At 49.4% G+C, this 16,413-nt stretch carries 14 protein-coding genes; 4 read left to right on the forward strand and 10 right to left on the reverse strand.

The features are described from left to right. Positions 1 to 6 precede the first annotated feature (6 nt). Together HRU10_01340 and HRU10_01345 are read right to left on the reverse strand one after the other, a co-directional pair. The gene (locus HRU10_01340) at positions 7 to 777 is read right to left on the reverse strand and encodes an ATP-binding cassette domain-containing protein (GenBank protein ID NRA25875.1); all 771 of its coding nucleotides are present in this window, start codon (positions 775 to 777) and stop codon (positions 7 to 9) included. Positions 778 to 780: 3 nt separating this feature from the next. Further along, positions 781 to 1,929 (reverse strand): ABC transporter permease, encoded by a 1,149-nt coding sequence (locus HRU10_01345; GenBank protein NRA25876.1) that lies wholly within the window; start codon positions 1,927 to 1,929, stop codon positions 781 to 783. Positions 1,930 to 1,981: 52 nt separating this feature from the next. Between HRU10_01345 and HRU10_01350 the strand changes: the two genes are divergently transcribed. Then, positions 1,982 to 2,635: an HAD hydrolase-like protein gene (locus tag HRU10_01350; GenBank protein NRA25877.1), complete on the forward strand. Its 654-nt coding sequence runs from the start codon at positions 1,982 to 1,984 to the stop codon at positions 2,633 to 2,635. 70 nt (positions 2,636 to 2,705) lie between these two features. Here HRU10_01350 and HRU10_01355 read toward each other — a convergent pair whose 3' ends face one another. Both HRU10_01355 and HRU10_01360 read right to left on the reverse strand, forming a co-directional pair. Continuing rightward, positions 2,706 to 3,575 (reverse strand): phosphoribosylaminoimidazolesuccinocarboxamide synthase, encoded by an 870-nt coding sequence (locus HRU10_01355; protein NRA25878.1) that lies wholly within the window; start codon positions 3,573 to 3,575, stop codon positions 2,706 to 2,708. A 150-nt stretch (positions 3,576 to 3,725) separates the two neighbouring features. Beyond that, positions 3,726 to 4,625, reverse strand: a complete 900-nt coding sequence (locus HRU10_01360) for a hypothetical protein (GenBank protein NRA25879.1) — start codon at positions 4,623 to 4,625, stop codon at positions 3,726 to 3,728. A 234-nt stretch (positions 4,626 to 4,859) separates the two neighbouring features. On the opposite strand from HRU10_01360, the gene HRU10_01365 reads away from it, so the two are divergent. Continuing rightward, positions 4,860 to 6,242: a response regulator gene (locus tag HRU10_01365; GenBank protein ID NRA25880.1), complete on the forward strand. Its 1,383-nt coding sequence runs from the start codon at positions 4,860 to 4,862 to the stop codon at positions 6,240 to 6,242. Between the two features lie 26 nt (positions 6,243 to 6,268). Here HRU10_01365 and HRU10_01370 read toward each other — a convergent pair whose 3' ends face one another. The 3 genes from HRU10_01370 to HRU10_01380 all read right to left on the reverse strand — a co-directional run bounded on the left by HRU10_01370 (position 6,269) and on the right by HRU10_01380 (position 9,875). Beyond that, a complete protein-coding gene (locus tag HRU10_01370; GenBank protein ID NRA25881.1) occupies positions 6,269 to 7,648 on the reverse strand; it encodes a sulfatase in 1,380 nt (459 codons plus the stop codon). Positions 7,649 to 7,673: 25 nt separating this feature from the next. Next, a complete protein-coding gene (locus HRU10_01375) occupies positions 7,674 to 8,387 on the reverse strand; it encodes a hypothetical protein (protein ID NRA25882.1) in 714 nt (237 codons plus the stop codon). A gap of 156 nt (positions 8,388 to 8,543) precedes the next feature. Beyond that, positions 8,544 to 9,875, reverse strand: coding sequence for a thymidine phosphorylase (locus HRU10_01380; protein NRA25883.1), 1,332 nt, complete (start codon positions 9,873 to 9,875; stop codon positions 8,544 to 8,546). Positions 9,876 to 10,092: 217 nt separating this feature from the next. Between HRU10_01380 and HRU10_01385 the strand changes: the two genes are divergently transcribed. Further along, the gene (locus tag HRU10_01385; GenBank protein NRA25884.1) at positions 10,093 to 11,316 is read left to right on the forward strand and encodes a hypothetical protein; all 1,224 of its coding nucleotides are present in this window, start codon (positions 10,093 to 10,095) and stop codon (positions 11,314 to 11,316) included. A 237-nt stretch (positions 11,317 to 11,553) separates the two neighbouring features. Here HRU10_01385 and HRU10_01390 read toward each other — a convergent pair whose 3' ends face one another. Then, positions 11,554 to 12,282, reverse strand: coding sequence for an esterase family protein (locus tag HRU10_01390; protein NRA25885.1), 729 nt, complete (start codon positions 12,280 to 12,282; stop codon positions 11,554 to 11,556). Continuing rightward, complete coding sequence (locus HRU10_01395) at positions 12,279 to 12,941, reverse strand: GDSL family lipase (protein ID NRA25886.1); 663 nt, start codon at positions 12,939 to 12,941, stop codon at positions 12,279 to 12,281. Before HRU10_01395 ends, HRU10_01390 begins: the two co-directional genes overlap by 4 nt. A 70-nt stretch (positions 12,942 to 13,011) precedes the next feature. Between HRU10_01395 and HRU10_01400 the strand changes: the two genes are divergently transcribed. Continuing rightward, positions 13,012 to 14,313, forward strand: coding sequence for a cytosine deaminase (locus HRU10_01400; GenBank protein ID NRA25887.1), 1,302 nt, complete (start codon positions 13,012 to 13,014; stop codon positions 14,311 to 14,313). A 42-nt stretch (positions 14,314 to 14,355) separates the two neighbouring features. Here the strand turns inward: HRU10_01400 and HRU10_01405 are convergent, their stop codons facing one another. Further along, a complete protein-coding gene (locus HRU10_01405; GenBank protein NRA25888.1) occupies positions 14,356 to 16,410 on the reverse strand; it encodes a response regulator in 2,055 nt (684 codons plus the stop codon). Positions 16,411 to 16,413 lie beyond the last annotated feature (3 nt).

A 16,413-nucleotide genomic window follows, 5' to 3' on the forward strand; every position in this document is an offset into this window, starting at 1 on the left:
AGACACTTAACCCTCGCGACGCAAAAACGCACCCACGCGTTCATGGGGAGGATTGTCGCGAAGGGATTTGGGATTGCCTTTTGCAGTGATGGTACGGTGCTCGACATCGAGATAAACCGCTTCATCTCCTATGGCGAAAATGCTGTCTAATTCGTGAGTCACAATAACCACAGTTGCCCCTAGGTGATCACGAAGTTTCAAGATCAGATCATCTAAGCGATGACTACTGAGCGGATCTAGGCCTGCAGACGGCTCATCGAAAAAAAGCACCGTAGGATCCAAGGCAATGGCACGAGCCATACCTGCTCGTTTACGCATACCGCCACTAATCTCTGACGGATAATAATCCTCGAAGCCATTCAATCCCACGAGGGCAAGCTTAGATACTACTAATTCTCTGATTTCATTGGGTTTGAGCGAGGTATATTGTTCCAACGGCAAAGCCACGTTTTCCGCGAGAGTAAGCGCACTCCAGAGAGCTCCTGATTGAAAGGTCACGCCAAATTTGCGGAGCATAACCTCGCGCGCCTCCATATCGGCAGCAGTAAAACTAGCCCCATCATAAACAACTTCTCCCTCAGCCGGTTCGTGAATACCAATCATATGGCGCAGCAACGTACTTTTTCCGCACCCGCTCAACCCCATAATTATCACAATTTCTCGATTCTGAATTTGAAAATTGAGATCACGCATTACCACAAAAGAGCCATAAGCCATCGTAAGGCCTTTGACTTCGATCCTTGGCACCCTGCCCGACTCATTACTCCTACTTTCCATCGATCAAAAACCAAATGTTGCCGCGAGATAATCAATAAATGCGTTTGCGGCGACGATCAGTGTGATCGCTGTGACGACAGCAGAAGTCGTGGCCTTTCCAACTGCATCAGCACTACTGCCACTCTCCATGCCCCGCATACATCCAGAAGCCGCGACGATCATACCAAATACCGTGCCCTTGATCAGCCCGAGGTTTAGATCGGCGATCGAAACTGCCTCCAAAAATCCCTTCAAAAAGATCTGAGAGTCTAGCGACAGCATTGATTCGGAGACTAACATACCTGCCAGAACGCCGATCAAATCTGCATAAAGCGTGAGCAATGGCATCATCAAAACGAGTGCAAACATCCTGGGAAAAACAATGAACACGATCGGGTTGATTCCCAGAGTCTCAAGAGCTCGGATCTCTTCATTTACTTTCATGCTACCGATTTCAGCGGCAAATGCGGCTCCCGTTCTCCCCGCCATGATGATACCGACCATCAAAGCACCCATCTCACGCAACATCCCATACCCGACCAGATAGCTGACATAGTAGGAGGCACCAAACTCCACGAGCACCACAGCACCCAGAAAGGCGACGATTAGACCGACGAGGAAACTGATTAGCGTGACAATGGGTAAGGCATCTGGACCAACCTGCTGCAGAGTCATCAGGAAATCGCGCCAGCGAAAACGCATTTTACCCCGAGCCAAATCCAAGCCGCCCAAAATTAAGTCACCGATGAATTTGAGCCATTGATCTGCATCGGCGCGCAGCTTCACGGTCGCCAAACCTACCTGTTTCAAAAGGCCAGTTTTAGAGACCTGTCTCTGTGAGCCCTCTTTCTCAGGAACCGCGACCGCCAGCTCGAGAAGGCCACGCATCCCCTCATCTAAGCCAGCGTCTGACCAAGCCAAACCTTGTGCCTGAGAAAATCTTTTCAACTGCATGAGCGCCGGGAGAATCGCCGAATCCCATGCGATTACATCGGACGTGTTTATCTCAATGCGCTCGGGTTTCGCCTCGCTCACATTCGCCCAAGTCTCTTCTAAAGGCTCGCTGAGCGACGTAATGCCAGCCTCCAGTGTCCAGTGCCCAGCCAGAGCAACACGAAATACATTCGCCTCCGTGTGAATCGCATACTCGGACTTTTGCGCTTGTGCTGCCATCAGCAAGAGTTGTTATGCGCGACTCCCTCCCCTTGTCACGAATAGAAATGTCATGACCCCTATACTCTTCGATCTTGATGGCACGCTCATCGATCACTTTACGACGATTCATAAAGCCTACGCTCATACGCAACGTAAGCTGGGTCTACCGGAAGCCGACTACGATAAGGTGAGACGCACCGTCGGAGGAAGTATTCAGCTTACCATGCGGCGGCTTATCGGTGACGACCCCCGCTACGATGAGGCGATTCAAATATTTAAAGAACATTTTGCTGAAATCATGTTTGACGATGTCATCGTCTTGCCGGGAACGCTCGAGCTGTGCCGAGCATTAAAGGAAGCTGGCAATCGCCTCGCAGTCTTCACAAATAAGTATGGGCCCCATGCACGATCAATCTGCGAACATCTCGGCTACAGCCAATATATGGATCTCGTCATTGGCGCTGAAGATACTCCATACCGAAAACCCCACTTAGAATACTCGAAAATAGTGCTCGAGAAACTCGGCGTTAAAGCAGAAGAAACGATCTTGGTAGGTGACTCACCGTTTGATGTGGATGCCGCGCGTGTGGTCCAAATGCAGGCAGCCTATGTTGTATCTACTGGAAGTCATACAGCCCATCAACTTGAAGAAGAGACAGATGCCAACGGGGTATTTCAGAGCATGCAGGACCTTGCGAAGGAAGTATTCAGCATAGAGATCTAAGACAGCTCCCTAGCGGGTCGTATCGTAATTCTCGTGTGAATTCCGATCCACGAGCTTGCGCAATATCCCCTCAAGAGCTCTCAAGCAGAGCCTTGAGTGCTTGGAGGTATTTTTCTCGTGTCTCGCTCAATACCTCCAGTGGAATTTCGGGTGGGGGGGGCAGCTTATCCCAGCCAGTATTTTCGAGAAAATCGCGGATATATTGTTTATCAAAAGCGTGCTGCGGACGGCCTGGCTCGAACTTATCCTCAGGCCAGTATCGAGAAGAATCCGGAGTAAGAATCTCGTCCATCAATTTCACCTTACCGTCGGAAGTAAGCCCAAATTCGAATTTCGTATCCGCCAAAATCAATCCAGCTTGTGCCGCGTATTTAACCCCAAATTCGTATATCCGAAAACTTGCTTCTTCAACTACTTCATAATACTCATCGCCCAACAGCTCTTGAGCAGCCTTACAGGTAATCGGCATGTCATGTCCGTCGGCCTTCGCCTTCGTTGACGGAGTAAAAAGCGGTTCCGGTAACTTGGAGCCTTCAACCAGTCCATCTGGTAAAAGGTGTCCCTGAAGCTGACCCGTTTCTTTATATATCTTTAGACCACTGCCCGCCAGATGACCTCTCACGATCGCCTCGATCGGCAATGGAGTGAGACGATCAACCAGCATCGATCGGCCAACCAACTCTGGAAAGTCAACCAGGAGCTGCTCGACCCGACTTGCATGATCATCGACCAGATGGTGGTCCACAAAGCCCTGAACCCGGTCAAACCAGGCCAAGCTAAGCTGATTGAGGATGATCCCCTTGCCCGGAATACCCTGCTTCATGATAACATCGAATGCAGACAGTCGATCTGTCGCAATGATCAGCAGAGTCCTTTCGTCTACTTCATAAATTTCTCTCACCTTGCCAGAAGCAATGTGCACAAATGGCAAGTCAGGCATCGCCAGCACTGCCTCGCTGGGGAGAGATGCCTCCACGGTCTCGTAGTCATTCAGCATAGATCGCCGTAGCGGATAAAAAGAAAGGCCCCATGTCAAATCTCTCAACAATGGGGCCCGAATTGGGATCAAGTGTAATCTGATTCAGTCGCTCTAGGCAGGCACCTCTTCATCAGTCTGAATGGTGATATACTTCATAAGATTGAAGAAAATAATTCCGACCAACGCGAAAGAAAGCACTTCGTCTGCGAGCAATAGAATACTTATAGGCAGCTGTAAAAGCATCAATCCACCAGTGATAATTTGTGCAAGGGATATGCCTACGACCATAGTACCCATCTGGCTTATTTTATTCTTAGCTGCCTCGGATAGATTACCCGGCAGGCGACGTAATGCCTTGAGCAGGGGTAACGCAAAAAAGACGCCGAGCCCCAACGAAACGGCACCGAACGCCCCAGCTATTGTGGTGTTCAAATCTAAAAAGCCTCCTACTCCCAAAATTACAAAAGCCACAAATATCTTTGCTGCTGAGATCATAAAGAATTTTTGCGCCTTGGGATTTTCAGTGACCAAACTGGGAATCATCATCACCAACACTGGAGCGATCACAGCCCAGCACAAAGGTTTCAACATGAGAGGATATTGAGCAATTTCTTGATTTAGAAACTGGGAAAAAATTGATTTAGAAGCGAATGCACAACCGGCCAGGAGGAACATACCCATGCCGCCGAGAAGCAGCGCTTTTTTGGGGGCACTCGAACTCACTCGGGTGCGGCGCGCTAAAATCGCAATTCCCGCAACTAGAAAGAAAACGAATAACGAAATCATCCCGTAATAGGATGCACTGTCTATAGCGGAGATAGTCACAGTAGATTCTATTGAGCTTCCTGGCACTGAGCTACCAGGAACTACTTCCTCACCTGAAAATGGATCGAGAAAGGCAACGGTTTCCAGCTCCACAACTTCGGAAGCGTCCAAAAGCGTTGGCGTGGACACATTTTTGCTTTCGGCAACTGGAGGTAAGTCATCAATAAAATTAACTCTTTCTGGCATATCGATTGGGGGTTCAGAGATCAGATGAGGGGTATGAGATCACTCTATACGTAAACGATGCACAATCCATAAGCCCCGATCTGACATTTTTTACACGAAAACGCTTATATGGTGAAGAAAATCATTCAAAATTTGTTACTAAATCTAGATTTTGATTCACCGTTACAGAAAGAACCCCATTGTATTATAAAAGGCTCGCATGAATCTCACGGGCATTCTCCCTGAACCTCCCTTATGACACACCCCCCGAACGACCCTCACCGCGTCGGACGCATCCTTGTTGTGGATGACGAATCACTTTACGCGGAAATGCTGTATAGCATTTTGCGCCAGCATCATTACCTCGCTGACATGACGGACGACCCAGTCCGAGCGAAAGAGATGATACTTGAAAATGATTATAGTCTGTTGGTAACGGACTATCAAATGCCAAATATGACCGGAGTACAATTGGTAGATGCCATCAGAGAAGTCGGCTTCACACTACCGGTCATCATCATTTCTGGGATGATGCATACCCCTGAATTGCAGCGCGCGGTCAATATGGGGATCACCACGGTTCTACAAAAACCAACAGGCACTCAAAACTTCCTCTCTCACGTAAATCGATATGTTCCACGCCCGGAACCACGAACGGCTGTTTCCTCAGTCAAGAAGCGTGACCCAAGATCTCCCTTGAACCTTCGCCCTCGGGCTGGGAACCAGACCACTTACCCTCAGATACAAAATCATGTGCCCGGATCTTCTCCTCGGACTAAGAAGACACTCCAACGGCTGTGGGATAGGTCCAAAATCACAAATCAAATTTTTCTCACCTGCCCCAAGGGCGGCGATGCACTTCACTTTTCAAAGGAACTCGCCTGTTGGAAAGGTTACGGTGATGTGTCCCTCAATTTTGTCCACATAGATAAAATCGCAGAGAATAATATTGGGGTTCATTTCGATGAATTGATCGCCAGTAAAAATAGTAGTGAACTGGTAGTCGTTGACTGTCGTGGTGACAATTTAGACGGGCAAGCTGCGGCGTTATCAGAACACATCAAATCGGCACATAAGTATTCGAGTGGCTCCAGAGAACTCAGTTTCGTTTACTGGTTTGAATCAGACCAGTTCGCTGCTCTTGAGGGTCATTTTGACCAAGATCTATACACGTTTTGTAAAACGGACTTAATCCATATTGCACCCCTCAACGAACGCCTTCTTGACCTAGCGAGCTACTGTAGAACCCTCACTCGTGGATTCAGCAAAAAGCTCAAACGCTCAGATCGTAAGACCATGACGCCGGAAGCTATGCACCATTTGCTTCAATATCCATGGCCAGGAAACTACGCGGAGCTTGGTCTCGTGCTATGGAAGGCAGTCGCTATGAAAGAAGACGGCCCCATCACTCTTGAACAGCTCTTAAGTGCTCTGACCGTCTCTGGCGATTTTTTCAAAACGGACCCGATTGAATCCTCACCCTTGGAGGCGTTCCTTTCGCTCAAGCAACAGCTCTTCATTGATCGCACCGGCTCTGGGGATGAGTCTTCCCTGCAACTTGATTCCCTAAATATTGAGAGTCTCGGTGAGCTGATGTATCCGGAAATCATCCAGATCGGCGCCACGGACGTGGCTTAGCTTACTTCAGATAGCACCTATATAGGCTAGCCGGCCATTGTCGGCATGTCAGGCAGGTCGTAGTATGCGATCATGTAAGGACAATCTTCTCGGAACTCAGTCAACGGTCGAGCGTCTTCTTTGTAACCACTTGAACGGATTGCTGCGCCTTCCTTCTCGCTCAAACTATCACCAAGTTCAGTACGTATCTGGTCAGCAAAGGCGCTTAACTCAGATACAGCCTCCGGGTTTTGTCCTAGGAGATTCTCCTGTTCAGCGACGTCATTCTCCAAGTCGTAGAGTGCATGGACCGCGCCTTCATCCTTTTTATGAAAATGCAGTTTCCACTTTCCGACGCGGACCGCCTCCAAATTATCCCCGGAGAAGTATGCGAAGCTCTCATTATGCACCGGTACCGCGTTTTGACTTAGGTTTTTTGAAAAGCTCTTACCATCAATCGGGTAGTGGGTCGTCCCATCCACGCCCGCAAGCTCAGCTAGAGTCGGCAAGAGATCAAAATTTCGTGTTACGCCTGAGTAGGTGGCATCAGCAGGAATACGCTCAGGCCAATGCATGATACAAGGCACGCGTTGCCCTCCTTCCCAAGTCTGGGCTTTGTGTCCTCGCAGTGGGTCGTTACTCCCCCCCTCACCGCGCGCGCGCGATCCATTATCAGAGGTGAACACGATGATGGTATTTTCAAAGAGTCCTAACTGCTTCAACCGATCCACGATGGCGCCTGTACTCCAGTCAATAGCCGCGACTGCACCTCCATAAGCACCGTTTTCAGAGACATCCAAAAACTGCTTTGGTACAAATAACGGCACGTGCACATACATGTGGGCTAGATAGAGGAAAAATGGCTGATCTCTATTGGCGCCTATGAATTGAAGCGCCTCATCCGTGTAGCGTTCGGTAATGCCTCGCTGATCGGGCTGCTCTTGAATGACTGTTTGATCACGCAACAGTGGCAAGGGCGGCCTTTCATTCAACTTTCCCTTATTGTTCACCTGCCTCCCCATATCATTGCTAAATGGGATGCCAAAATAATGATCAAAGCCGTGGACAGTAGGCAAGAACTCAGGCTGATCACCGCAATGCCACTTCTCTATGATCTGGGTAGCATAACCAGCCTTTTTAAAGATCTTTGCTACGGTGGTTTCATCACAGCTAAGGCCGGTATTTTCCCCAGGAAACAGAACCGGCCTGCGACCAAAACCCACTTTCGGAGGATAACAACCCGTCATCAATGCGGCACGAGAAGCCGAGCATACCAGACTCGCAGAGTAAAAATCTGTAAGACGCGTGCCGCCAGCAGCAAGTGCATCAACATGAGGCGAGGCATTGATTGTAGAGCCGTAGCAACCGAGATCGCCATAGCCAAGGTCATCGCAGTTGATGAGAATGATATTGGGAGGATTCTCCATTTTATTTTTCATAGGGTTCAGCTAGCTATGCCTCGAATGCGACGCGCACATCAGACTCTTTTAAATTTTCACAGGCCAGCGTCGCTGCCTCTGCTACTCCTTTCACACAGGTCGCAAGAAATTGCCGATATTTCGGATCTGGCTCTGGATTCAATGATGTGATTCCGAGACTTCCAATCACCCTAGCAGGCACTCCAGCAAACACGGGCGCGGTTACCCTGAAGAAGGCGAATGAAGTCGTTTCTTGTTGTGAGTTATAACCAGCAGCAGCGATCTTCTGCTTTAGAGACTTACTTATTTCCCCGCCAACAGAGTTCAGATCCTCTAGACTCAGATGAGCGAAAATAGACTGAACAAACGTATGCGTGTTTGGATGGATACGATAGCCGATTTTGGCATAGTGGAAATTATCGCTCAATTCATGCTTTATCCGCACTGCCGGCCACTGGCCGTCCCAAATGAAGAAAGCGGCTGAACAGCCACTCCGGACCGCAAGCTCTTTGACCAAAGGAACCAGTAAATCATCCAGGTTTGCTCTCTGACAGACAATGCGACCTAAAGACTTCAGCTGCTCTCCGGCAAAATAGCGACCCCCTTCACCTTTTTCCAGATAACGCGTTTCTAGCAGCGGCTTGAGTAGACGGGTTAGAGTCGTGGGAGCAGCACCATCTGTCATCGCCTGCAGCTCGGAGAAAGTCAGACCTGATCTTTGACGCGCAAAGATCTCAATGAGACGCAATTGCCTCAGTGGAGTTTTCAGATCATTAAATAACACATGCGTAACTAGATTACATTTTTAAAAAAGAGTCAACGTAGGATTCTCTGAACATCGGTGCACAAAAAACCCCGTTGGCTTGAGAGCCAACGGGGTTTCCAAAGACAATAGTTCGAGCAGTTAGGCTACACGCTCCACGATCAACTCGGGAGGTGTTGGACGCTTGGGTGCAAGTCGGTAGGCATTTCTAAGGTATTCGAGTGCCTCTTCTACCTTTGCCTCGTCGTTGTAATGGATCATCATAAGAGGTTCTCCTTGTTTCACCTGAGTGCCTACTTTTTTGATCTCACTTACGCCCACGGCATAGTCCATGCCGCGCTTCTTTTCTGCGAGAATGCGGACCCCCGTAGCAATCATGCTAGCGTCGATAGTATGCACATAGCCACGCTTCGGTGCAGGCAGCTTTCTGACATATTTTGCTTTCGGAAATTTCTCAGGATCGTCCACATAGGTGGGGTCGCCCCCTTGGGCCTCGATCATCTCTTTGAATTTCTGAAGTGCTGAACCATCCTTGAGGCGCTTTTGAACAGTTTGCTTTGCCGATAGCGTGGATCCAGCCACACCTGCAAGCCGCACGATCTCCATACCGAGTTTCAATACAAGCTCTTGGAGGTCTTCAGGACCCTCACCCTTCAAAAGATCGATAGCTTCGCGGACTTCAAGAGCCGTGCCGACCGTATCACCCAGCGGTTGATTCATATCCGTCACCAGCGCGACACAGCGACGATTCATGGAGCGGCCAACACGTGTGATCGAACGGGCGAGCTGCTTAGCTTGCTCAACGTCCTTGATGAACGAGCCATTGCCCCACTTCACATCAACCACAAGACCTTCAGCGCCTTCTGCAAGCTTCCGGCTCAAGACACTGCCTGTGATGAGGGGCAGGCTTGGAATCGTCCCAGTCTGCGTGCGTAGTTTGTAGAGAATAGTGTCTACAGGGGAAATTTCTTTGTGCTGCTCGGTGAAGATGCAGCCCACGGTCTTCAACTGATCGATAAACTCATCGATGTCTGCTTTGGTTTTGATCTTCGGAATACTGGAGAGCTTTGAGATGTTTGAGATTTCCAGCTCTTCATCCACACCGTTCATCGTGGGAGACACAACACCACAGGCAGCCGCCAAAGGAGCCAAAACTAAGGCTGTCTTATCTCCAACACCACCCGTCGAATATTTGTCGATCTTAGGACGGCTGATTTCAGTTAAATCAATCACTTCGCCCGAAAGCATCATTTCCTCTGCAAATGTAGCTGTCTCCTGTGCGGACATACCTTGGAAATAGACCGCCATTGCGAGAGCTGCCATCTGAAACTCTGGCATCTCCTTATCCAAAATGGAATCTACCACGTAGCGAATCTCTTCGTCAGAGAGTTCGCCACCAGACCGTTTTTTCTCTATGAGAGCAGCAAATGACGGCTTTACGAATTTGCGTGCTGATATAATTTTCTTGCGCATGTTTGAGACTGTAAAAGGAAGCAGATTCGAGCTAACGAAACCGCAACAAAAGCGAAGAGAATACAGTTTTTTGTAACATCCGTCGAGATTTTTGTTGTCAATCTGCTCGAAATGGTAACCGCACTACCCTGGCGACAAAATTTGAACTGATCTCACCAGGGACCTTACAATTCATGGAGCCGGTTTACATCCAGATATTTCGAATACATATTGTCGCATGCTTCCGCTCTCGCGCACCTCAGCATTAAAACGACTCGAAGCTTTTATACCTGATGCAGGTGAAGTGTATACAAGCGGACGTAATTTCGATGCATCTCCGGGCGCTTCAGGGGCGCCTTCCGGACTCTCCGCAGCTCTACGGCTCAGGCTTGTTTCTGAGCACGAGGTCGTCAAAGCGTGCTTGGATGCATACAGCCTCCAGCAAGTAGACAAATTTGTCTCTGAAGTCATTTGGCGCACCTATTGGAAAGGCTGGCTCGCGCAACGGCCCTCTGTTTGGGAAGACTATTGTTCAGATCTTTCCGAGGCCGAACGAGAACTGGGCTCTTCCCGCGGACTCCAGACAGCCTATACACAGGCCATCGAAGCGCGTAGCGGAATCGATTGCTTCGATCATTGGGTGACTCAGCTCCTAGAAACAGGATACTTGCACAACCACGCTCGAATGTGGTTTGCAAGCATCTGGATTTTCACCTTGAGGCTTCCTTGGACTCTCGGCGCTGCGTTCTTCCTCAGGCATCTCCTAGATGGCGACACCGCCTCGAACACACTGAGCTGGCGATGGGTAGCTGGTCTCCAGACAAGAGGAAAACACTACTTGGCGCGCCCATCGAATATCAAGCGTTATACGCGTGGGAAATTTAATCCCGTCGGTCTCCTTAACACATCTGCCGAGCCCGTCGACGGCCCACTTCCGCCGGAGCCATCACACCTGGAAGACCAACCCAGTTTAATACGCACAACTCAGAACCCAACAGCCTGGTATCTGGACTGTGATGATCTGTGGGGTGGATTAGAAATACCGATGCGGCCTGATGATATTATTTTGTTGAATGCACGAAAATTGAGCGATTCGCGAATGGACGCGCCCAATGAAAATATTGCACGGCTTCATAACAAAGCGATGACGGAGGCCATCAAGTTTCATCATGTAGACTCTATCGAAATCGACCTGGCGGACTGCCAGTTGGTCTCAGATGAACTTAATAGCCGTAACATTCAATGCGTCCACGGATTCTCGCCACATGTCGGTCTGGATTCGGCCCGAGTCGGACATTGGTCGAAGTCGCTCGCTGAGAAGGGTGTTTCGTTTTTTTGGTTTCGCCGTCGTTGGGATAACCAATTGTTTCCCTATGCCAATAAGGGCTTCTTCGGGTTTAAGAAGAGCGTATGGCCATTTATCGAAGATCTTTCCTTTTTTGAGAGCGAGCTATGCCGATAGCGGTGTTTTCTTCCCAGCACTCATTTCATGTCGTGCGGCAAAGCATATTGCGTCGTCATCGCCAAAAAGGGACGCCCCCTCTATTTTGCCAACAATGTTTCCGATTTCGCGGCAGGACTCACTATACGAAGCTCCTTTTGGTTTACTTCGGCGTTCCTCCCCACTTTCGCCATGATCGTGGGGGCCTATTCTCACCGGTTTTTGTTCAAGTCCCCACCCAGAAACCGAGCTGAAGCTCTATACGTAGTGCGGTAGCATATTACGCCAAAAACGGGCACGGTGCCAGCGCCCAGGCCAAACATCGAGGCGACTGGGGACCCCTTTGCTCTCCAGAACATCGGCGAACTCCCGATTATTCTGTACAAATGGGTCCTCTTCTCCCACCGCCATGATGACTTCCATTTTGCGTAGTTGGTCAAGATATGGTCCAGTGGACACCTGAGGCAGATAGTGGCTTGGGTTATTTAGATAGACGTCATCGTCATAGTAGTCGTCGACCAGGCTGCGAAAATCATCGACTTCCTTGGTCACATCGTAGCGTCCCGATAGTGCGATCACCTTTCCAACAGCAGCTGGATTTCTTAATGCAAAATTCATGGCGTGAAAAGCACCGAAGCTACAACCGACCGTCATCATAAACATTTCGGAATTCTTATACCGAGTGAGCGGCAAGACTTCATCAACCAAATACCTTTCATAGGCCTGATGGCGATCGATACGGCCCTTGGGATGTGCCCAATCGTTGTACCAACTCTCCTCATCAATGCTATCCACACAGAAGAGTTGAAGCCACCCGTTCTCCAAATGGTCTTTAACACAGTCGACAAGATGCCAGTTCTCGAAATCAAAAAAGCGGCCTACCCGCGTGGGAAATACCAGAGCGCGTGCACCTGCATGGCCAAATACCAAAAGCTCCATTTTACGGCCAAGGTGCTCACTGTCCCAAGAATAGTATTCTCGATTCATGCTCCGAACACCTCTGCTTCATGCTCTAGTAGAGCGTCACGCCAGATTGTATAACCGTGGGAGTTCATATGTAGTCCGTCTTCTGTGTAGAGCTTACTGAGCGCACTGACACAGCTACTCATCCGTGAGAATACATCGATAAATGTCGCATGCGGATCAGGCAACAAGCTCTTCTCCACCCATTCATTCAACAACTTCATTTGCTGCACCAAATGCAAACGATTTGGGCTGGGTTTAACCGATATAAAGGTAAACGGGATCTTGGGATGCATGTAACGAATATAGGCATAGAAGGCTTCGAAGAAGAGGTAGACCTCCTCAGGATGACGCCCGTCTCCCAAATCATTATCTCCAGCATAGAATACGAGGGCCTTGGGAGAAATATCTTTAAAGACTCGGTCCACAAACCAGCCGCATCCGGCTAGTGTGGAACCGCCAAAACCCATGTTGACAATATGATATTTCGGAAACGACTGCTGAAGCTCGGGCCAAAGCCGGATCGAGGAGCTGCCGTAGAAGACCACACTCTTTTTGTCTATGACTTGAGGGCGAATGTGGTCTTCTAGGTATTGTATGTCGTCTTCGTACCAAATCATAGCATTGAGGTCTGACTCGTGACCTTCGAGCAGACTGTAGCCCAGACAAGCTGGCCACTTCAAAATTTGCATTAAAGCCCGAATAGAGTCCTCTTCTAAGCAGGGCAGACTAATTGCTCGGAATCCCTAAACAATGATCTACAAGAACGCGCTCGTCCCCCAGGCATGCCTGCCTGAAGAATTTGTCCCAACAGCCTGTTATGATGCAGCAATCAACCCCGCGAGCCTGGCGGATATTCATGTAGAAGGGAAAACGATTTTAAGTGTTGAGCCAGCACAAAACAGGGAGTTAAGCAACTGCGTAGATCTGAAGGGCAACATGGTCTGGCCAGGATTTATTGATGCTCACATGCACCTAGACAAGGCGCATACCTGGAACCGTGCACCCAACCGACGCGGCGAATTCTGGGATGCTATCGAGCTTCTGTCTGATGATAAAAAGCATTGGACCTTCGAGGACGTTTATCGGCGAGCCTCGTTCTCCCTCGAATCTGCATGGCAACATGGCGCCTCCGCTATCCGCACCCATGTCGATACCTCAGCAGACTTCGGCGAGACGAGTCATAAAGCGATGCAGGAGCTCAAACAAGTTTGGTCAGGACGTATCGATCTTCAGACAGTGGTGCTCTGCGATGTGGCAGAATTTGCGGAACCAGGATTTGGAAAACAAATGTGCGATCTCCTCGACAGCACCGATGGTGATTGCCTTGGGGGTATGCCCACTATGAACCCGAACATCGATGCGCAGCTGGATGGCCTCTTTCAAATCGCCGCAGATCGCGGTTTCGATGTAGATTTACATGTAGATGAATCCGGAGATCCTGAAGCACGGTGTCTCGAGCGCATCGCCGAAGCAGTAATACGAAACAAATTCGTGGGTAAGGTTACCTGTGGCCACTGTTGTAGCTTGGCCATTCTCGACCCAGATAGCCAAAAACGAACTCTGGCAAAAGTGGCTGATGCAGGAATATCCGTAATTTCTCTACCCCTCTGCAATTTGTATCTCCAGGACCGAAAGCGCGAATCCTGTAATGAACAAAACGGCCCGCTCACGCCTACTTGGCGGGGGATTACCCTCGTCCACGAACTGAAATCCCATGGATGCACGGTCGCTGCTGCCAGCGATAATGTTCGCGATGCCTTCTATGCATTTGGTGATGCGGACACCTTTGAAGTCTACATGACTCTGCTACGAATCGGGCACCTCGACCTAGCGCTGGGCAACTCTCCAGATTATATCACCAGCCACGCCGCCGAGATCATGGGCCTAGACAATACTGTCGGTAAAATAGCCCCAGGACACCGTGCGAACCTCGTGGTCTTTTCTGATGTTTACCATTTCAGCGAGCTGTTATCTCGCCCCGCTTCCAAGCGCCAACGCATCTTTGGCGATAAGCAATGGGAACGCAATTTGCCCAGCTATAGTGACTTATAATGGTTTGTGACTGATATTATCAGAATCACAAGCTGACCCTTTCTAAACTGCCGGAGCGATCAACTCATGAATCAGCTCAAAAAGCTTCTGTTTCTGAAATGGCTTCGCCAAAAAATCGTTCATTCCAGCTTCGATACACTCTTCACGAACGTCGAGGCTCACACTAGCAGTAATTGCGATGATCGGAGTTTCGCCATTAATTCCCTGGCTAGCGCGGATTAGCCGACATGCCCTGATCCCATCCATCACTGGCATGGAGACATCCATTAAAATAATGTCGTAGGGACGTGTGCTCGTGAGCTTCAGCGCCTCTTGCCCATTCGACGCGGCCTCAACCTTAGCACCCATGCGCTCTAATAAAATCTGAGCGATTCGCACATTATCCGGGGCATCGTCGACTACCAGCATTTTGATCGTCTTTTCAAATGAAAGCTCACCGGGTTCTCTGAAACTAGATTCTGCCTTAGCGCTCCCTTTGACTACCCGCATCGGTACGTTAAATGAAAACCTTGAACCTTTATCAACTTGGCTCTTTACCTCAATCTCTCCTCCGAGGAAATCTACTAGCTTTCTGCAGATCGCCAAACCCAGCCCAGCCCCTTCGAATTGGCGCGTATGAGAATAGTCTGCTTGAGTGAACGGCTCGAATAAGCCGTTTTGCACATCAGGATCGATCCCAATCCCCGTATCTGTGACCGAAAAGTGAAATATTGAGGACGCATGAAGACGGAGAGTCATGCCGACAGAGAGCGTCACGGAGCCACGTTCGGTATATTTACACGCATTAGCCAAAAGGTTATCAAGTATACGCTGGAGCATCGATTGCTCACCATTGACAATCAGATCTGCGGGTATCGCCTCTCCTTCATCTCCATTATCAAAATGAAGCGCGAGCGCATGGGCCACGTGTCGTGCGTCATCAAGGCAATTACGGCAGAGATCCATCAGACAAAACTCTTCAAACCGCGGATCCATATTCCCACGGTCCATTTTCGTGTAGCTAAGGATATCATCAATAAGCTCAAGCTGGCGATTCGCTGAGCGGATAATAGTGTCTAAATAGGTAGATTCGGGTTCTTCAGTGTGCATTTCGCGCATCAGCTCACTCAGGCCCAAGATCGGGTTCAACGGCGTACGCATCTCGTGGCTCATTACTGCCAAGAATTCATCTTTTGCCCGGTTGGCTTGCTCCGCGTGTTCCTTAGCTTCCACCAGCGCCTGCATTGTAGAACTTTTTGCCCGCTCAGCAGCCTTTTGTGCGGACACATCACGCACATGCAACTGAATCAGGAAATCTGCTCCGACTTGGAAGCGCGTCATCGTGACAACAGCGTCGAATGCGTTTCCGACGATAGTCTTCATAACACAGCTCCGCTGACATACTCCCCTATCCAAGCAACTATCTAGCAGAAAGCTCAACAAGCTAGCTGCAGTTGTATGATCGGGTTGAGACTCTTGAAAAAGACTTACAAAATAGAGAGCGTGAAGCGCTTCCTTCTCGTCTATTTCAAAGAGATCTAAGCACGCTGGATTCCCGTCGATAAGCGTATCTGTCTTTGGATCATAAAGAAAAATCGGATCCGTTGAAGACTCAAACAGCAGTCGGTGACGAGATTCACTGCGGGACAGTTTTTCAGTCGCCTCCCGCAGCTCTTTGGTGCGTTCCTCAACCATCTCTTCAAGCTGAGTCTGATAGCTGCGATTTTCTCTGATCAGGCGAGCTTTCTCCAAGGCTTTGTCAATAGCGTGGTCTAAAACAGAAAGATCCTCGATCGGCTTGAGAATGAAGTCCCAAGCTCCTTGTTTCAGAGCATCGATCGCATCATGCACCACGCCTGTCCCTGAAATAACGATCACGGGTATGTCGTCCCTGACTTTCTTAATTTCGGATAGCACCTCGATCCCATCCATCTCTGGCATCCAAAGATCCAATAGAACAACGTCGGGAATAAATTCAGATAAAAGCCCGATTCCGCGCAATCCATTCTCAGCCTGATAGACTTCGAAATCCCGGTCTTCTAGGTGATCGGCATAGCTATCGCGGATCGCGGACTCATCGTCGATAATCAATACCGACTTCATGGAGATCTGAGGCATCGG

This window comes from Opitutales bacterium (assembly GCA_013215165.1).
In the GTDB taxonomy this organism is placed as follows: Bacteria; Verrucomicrobiota; Verrucomicrobiia; order Opitutales; family JABSRG01; genus JABSRG01.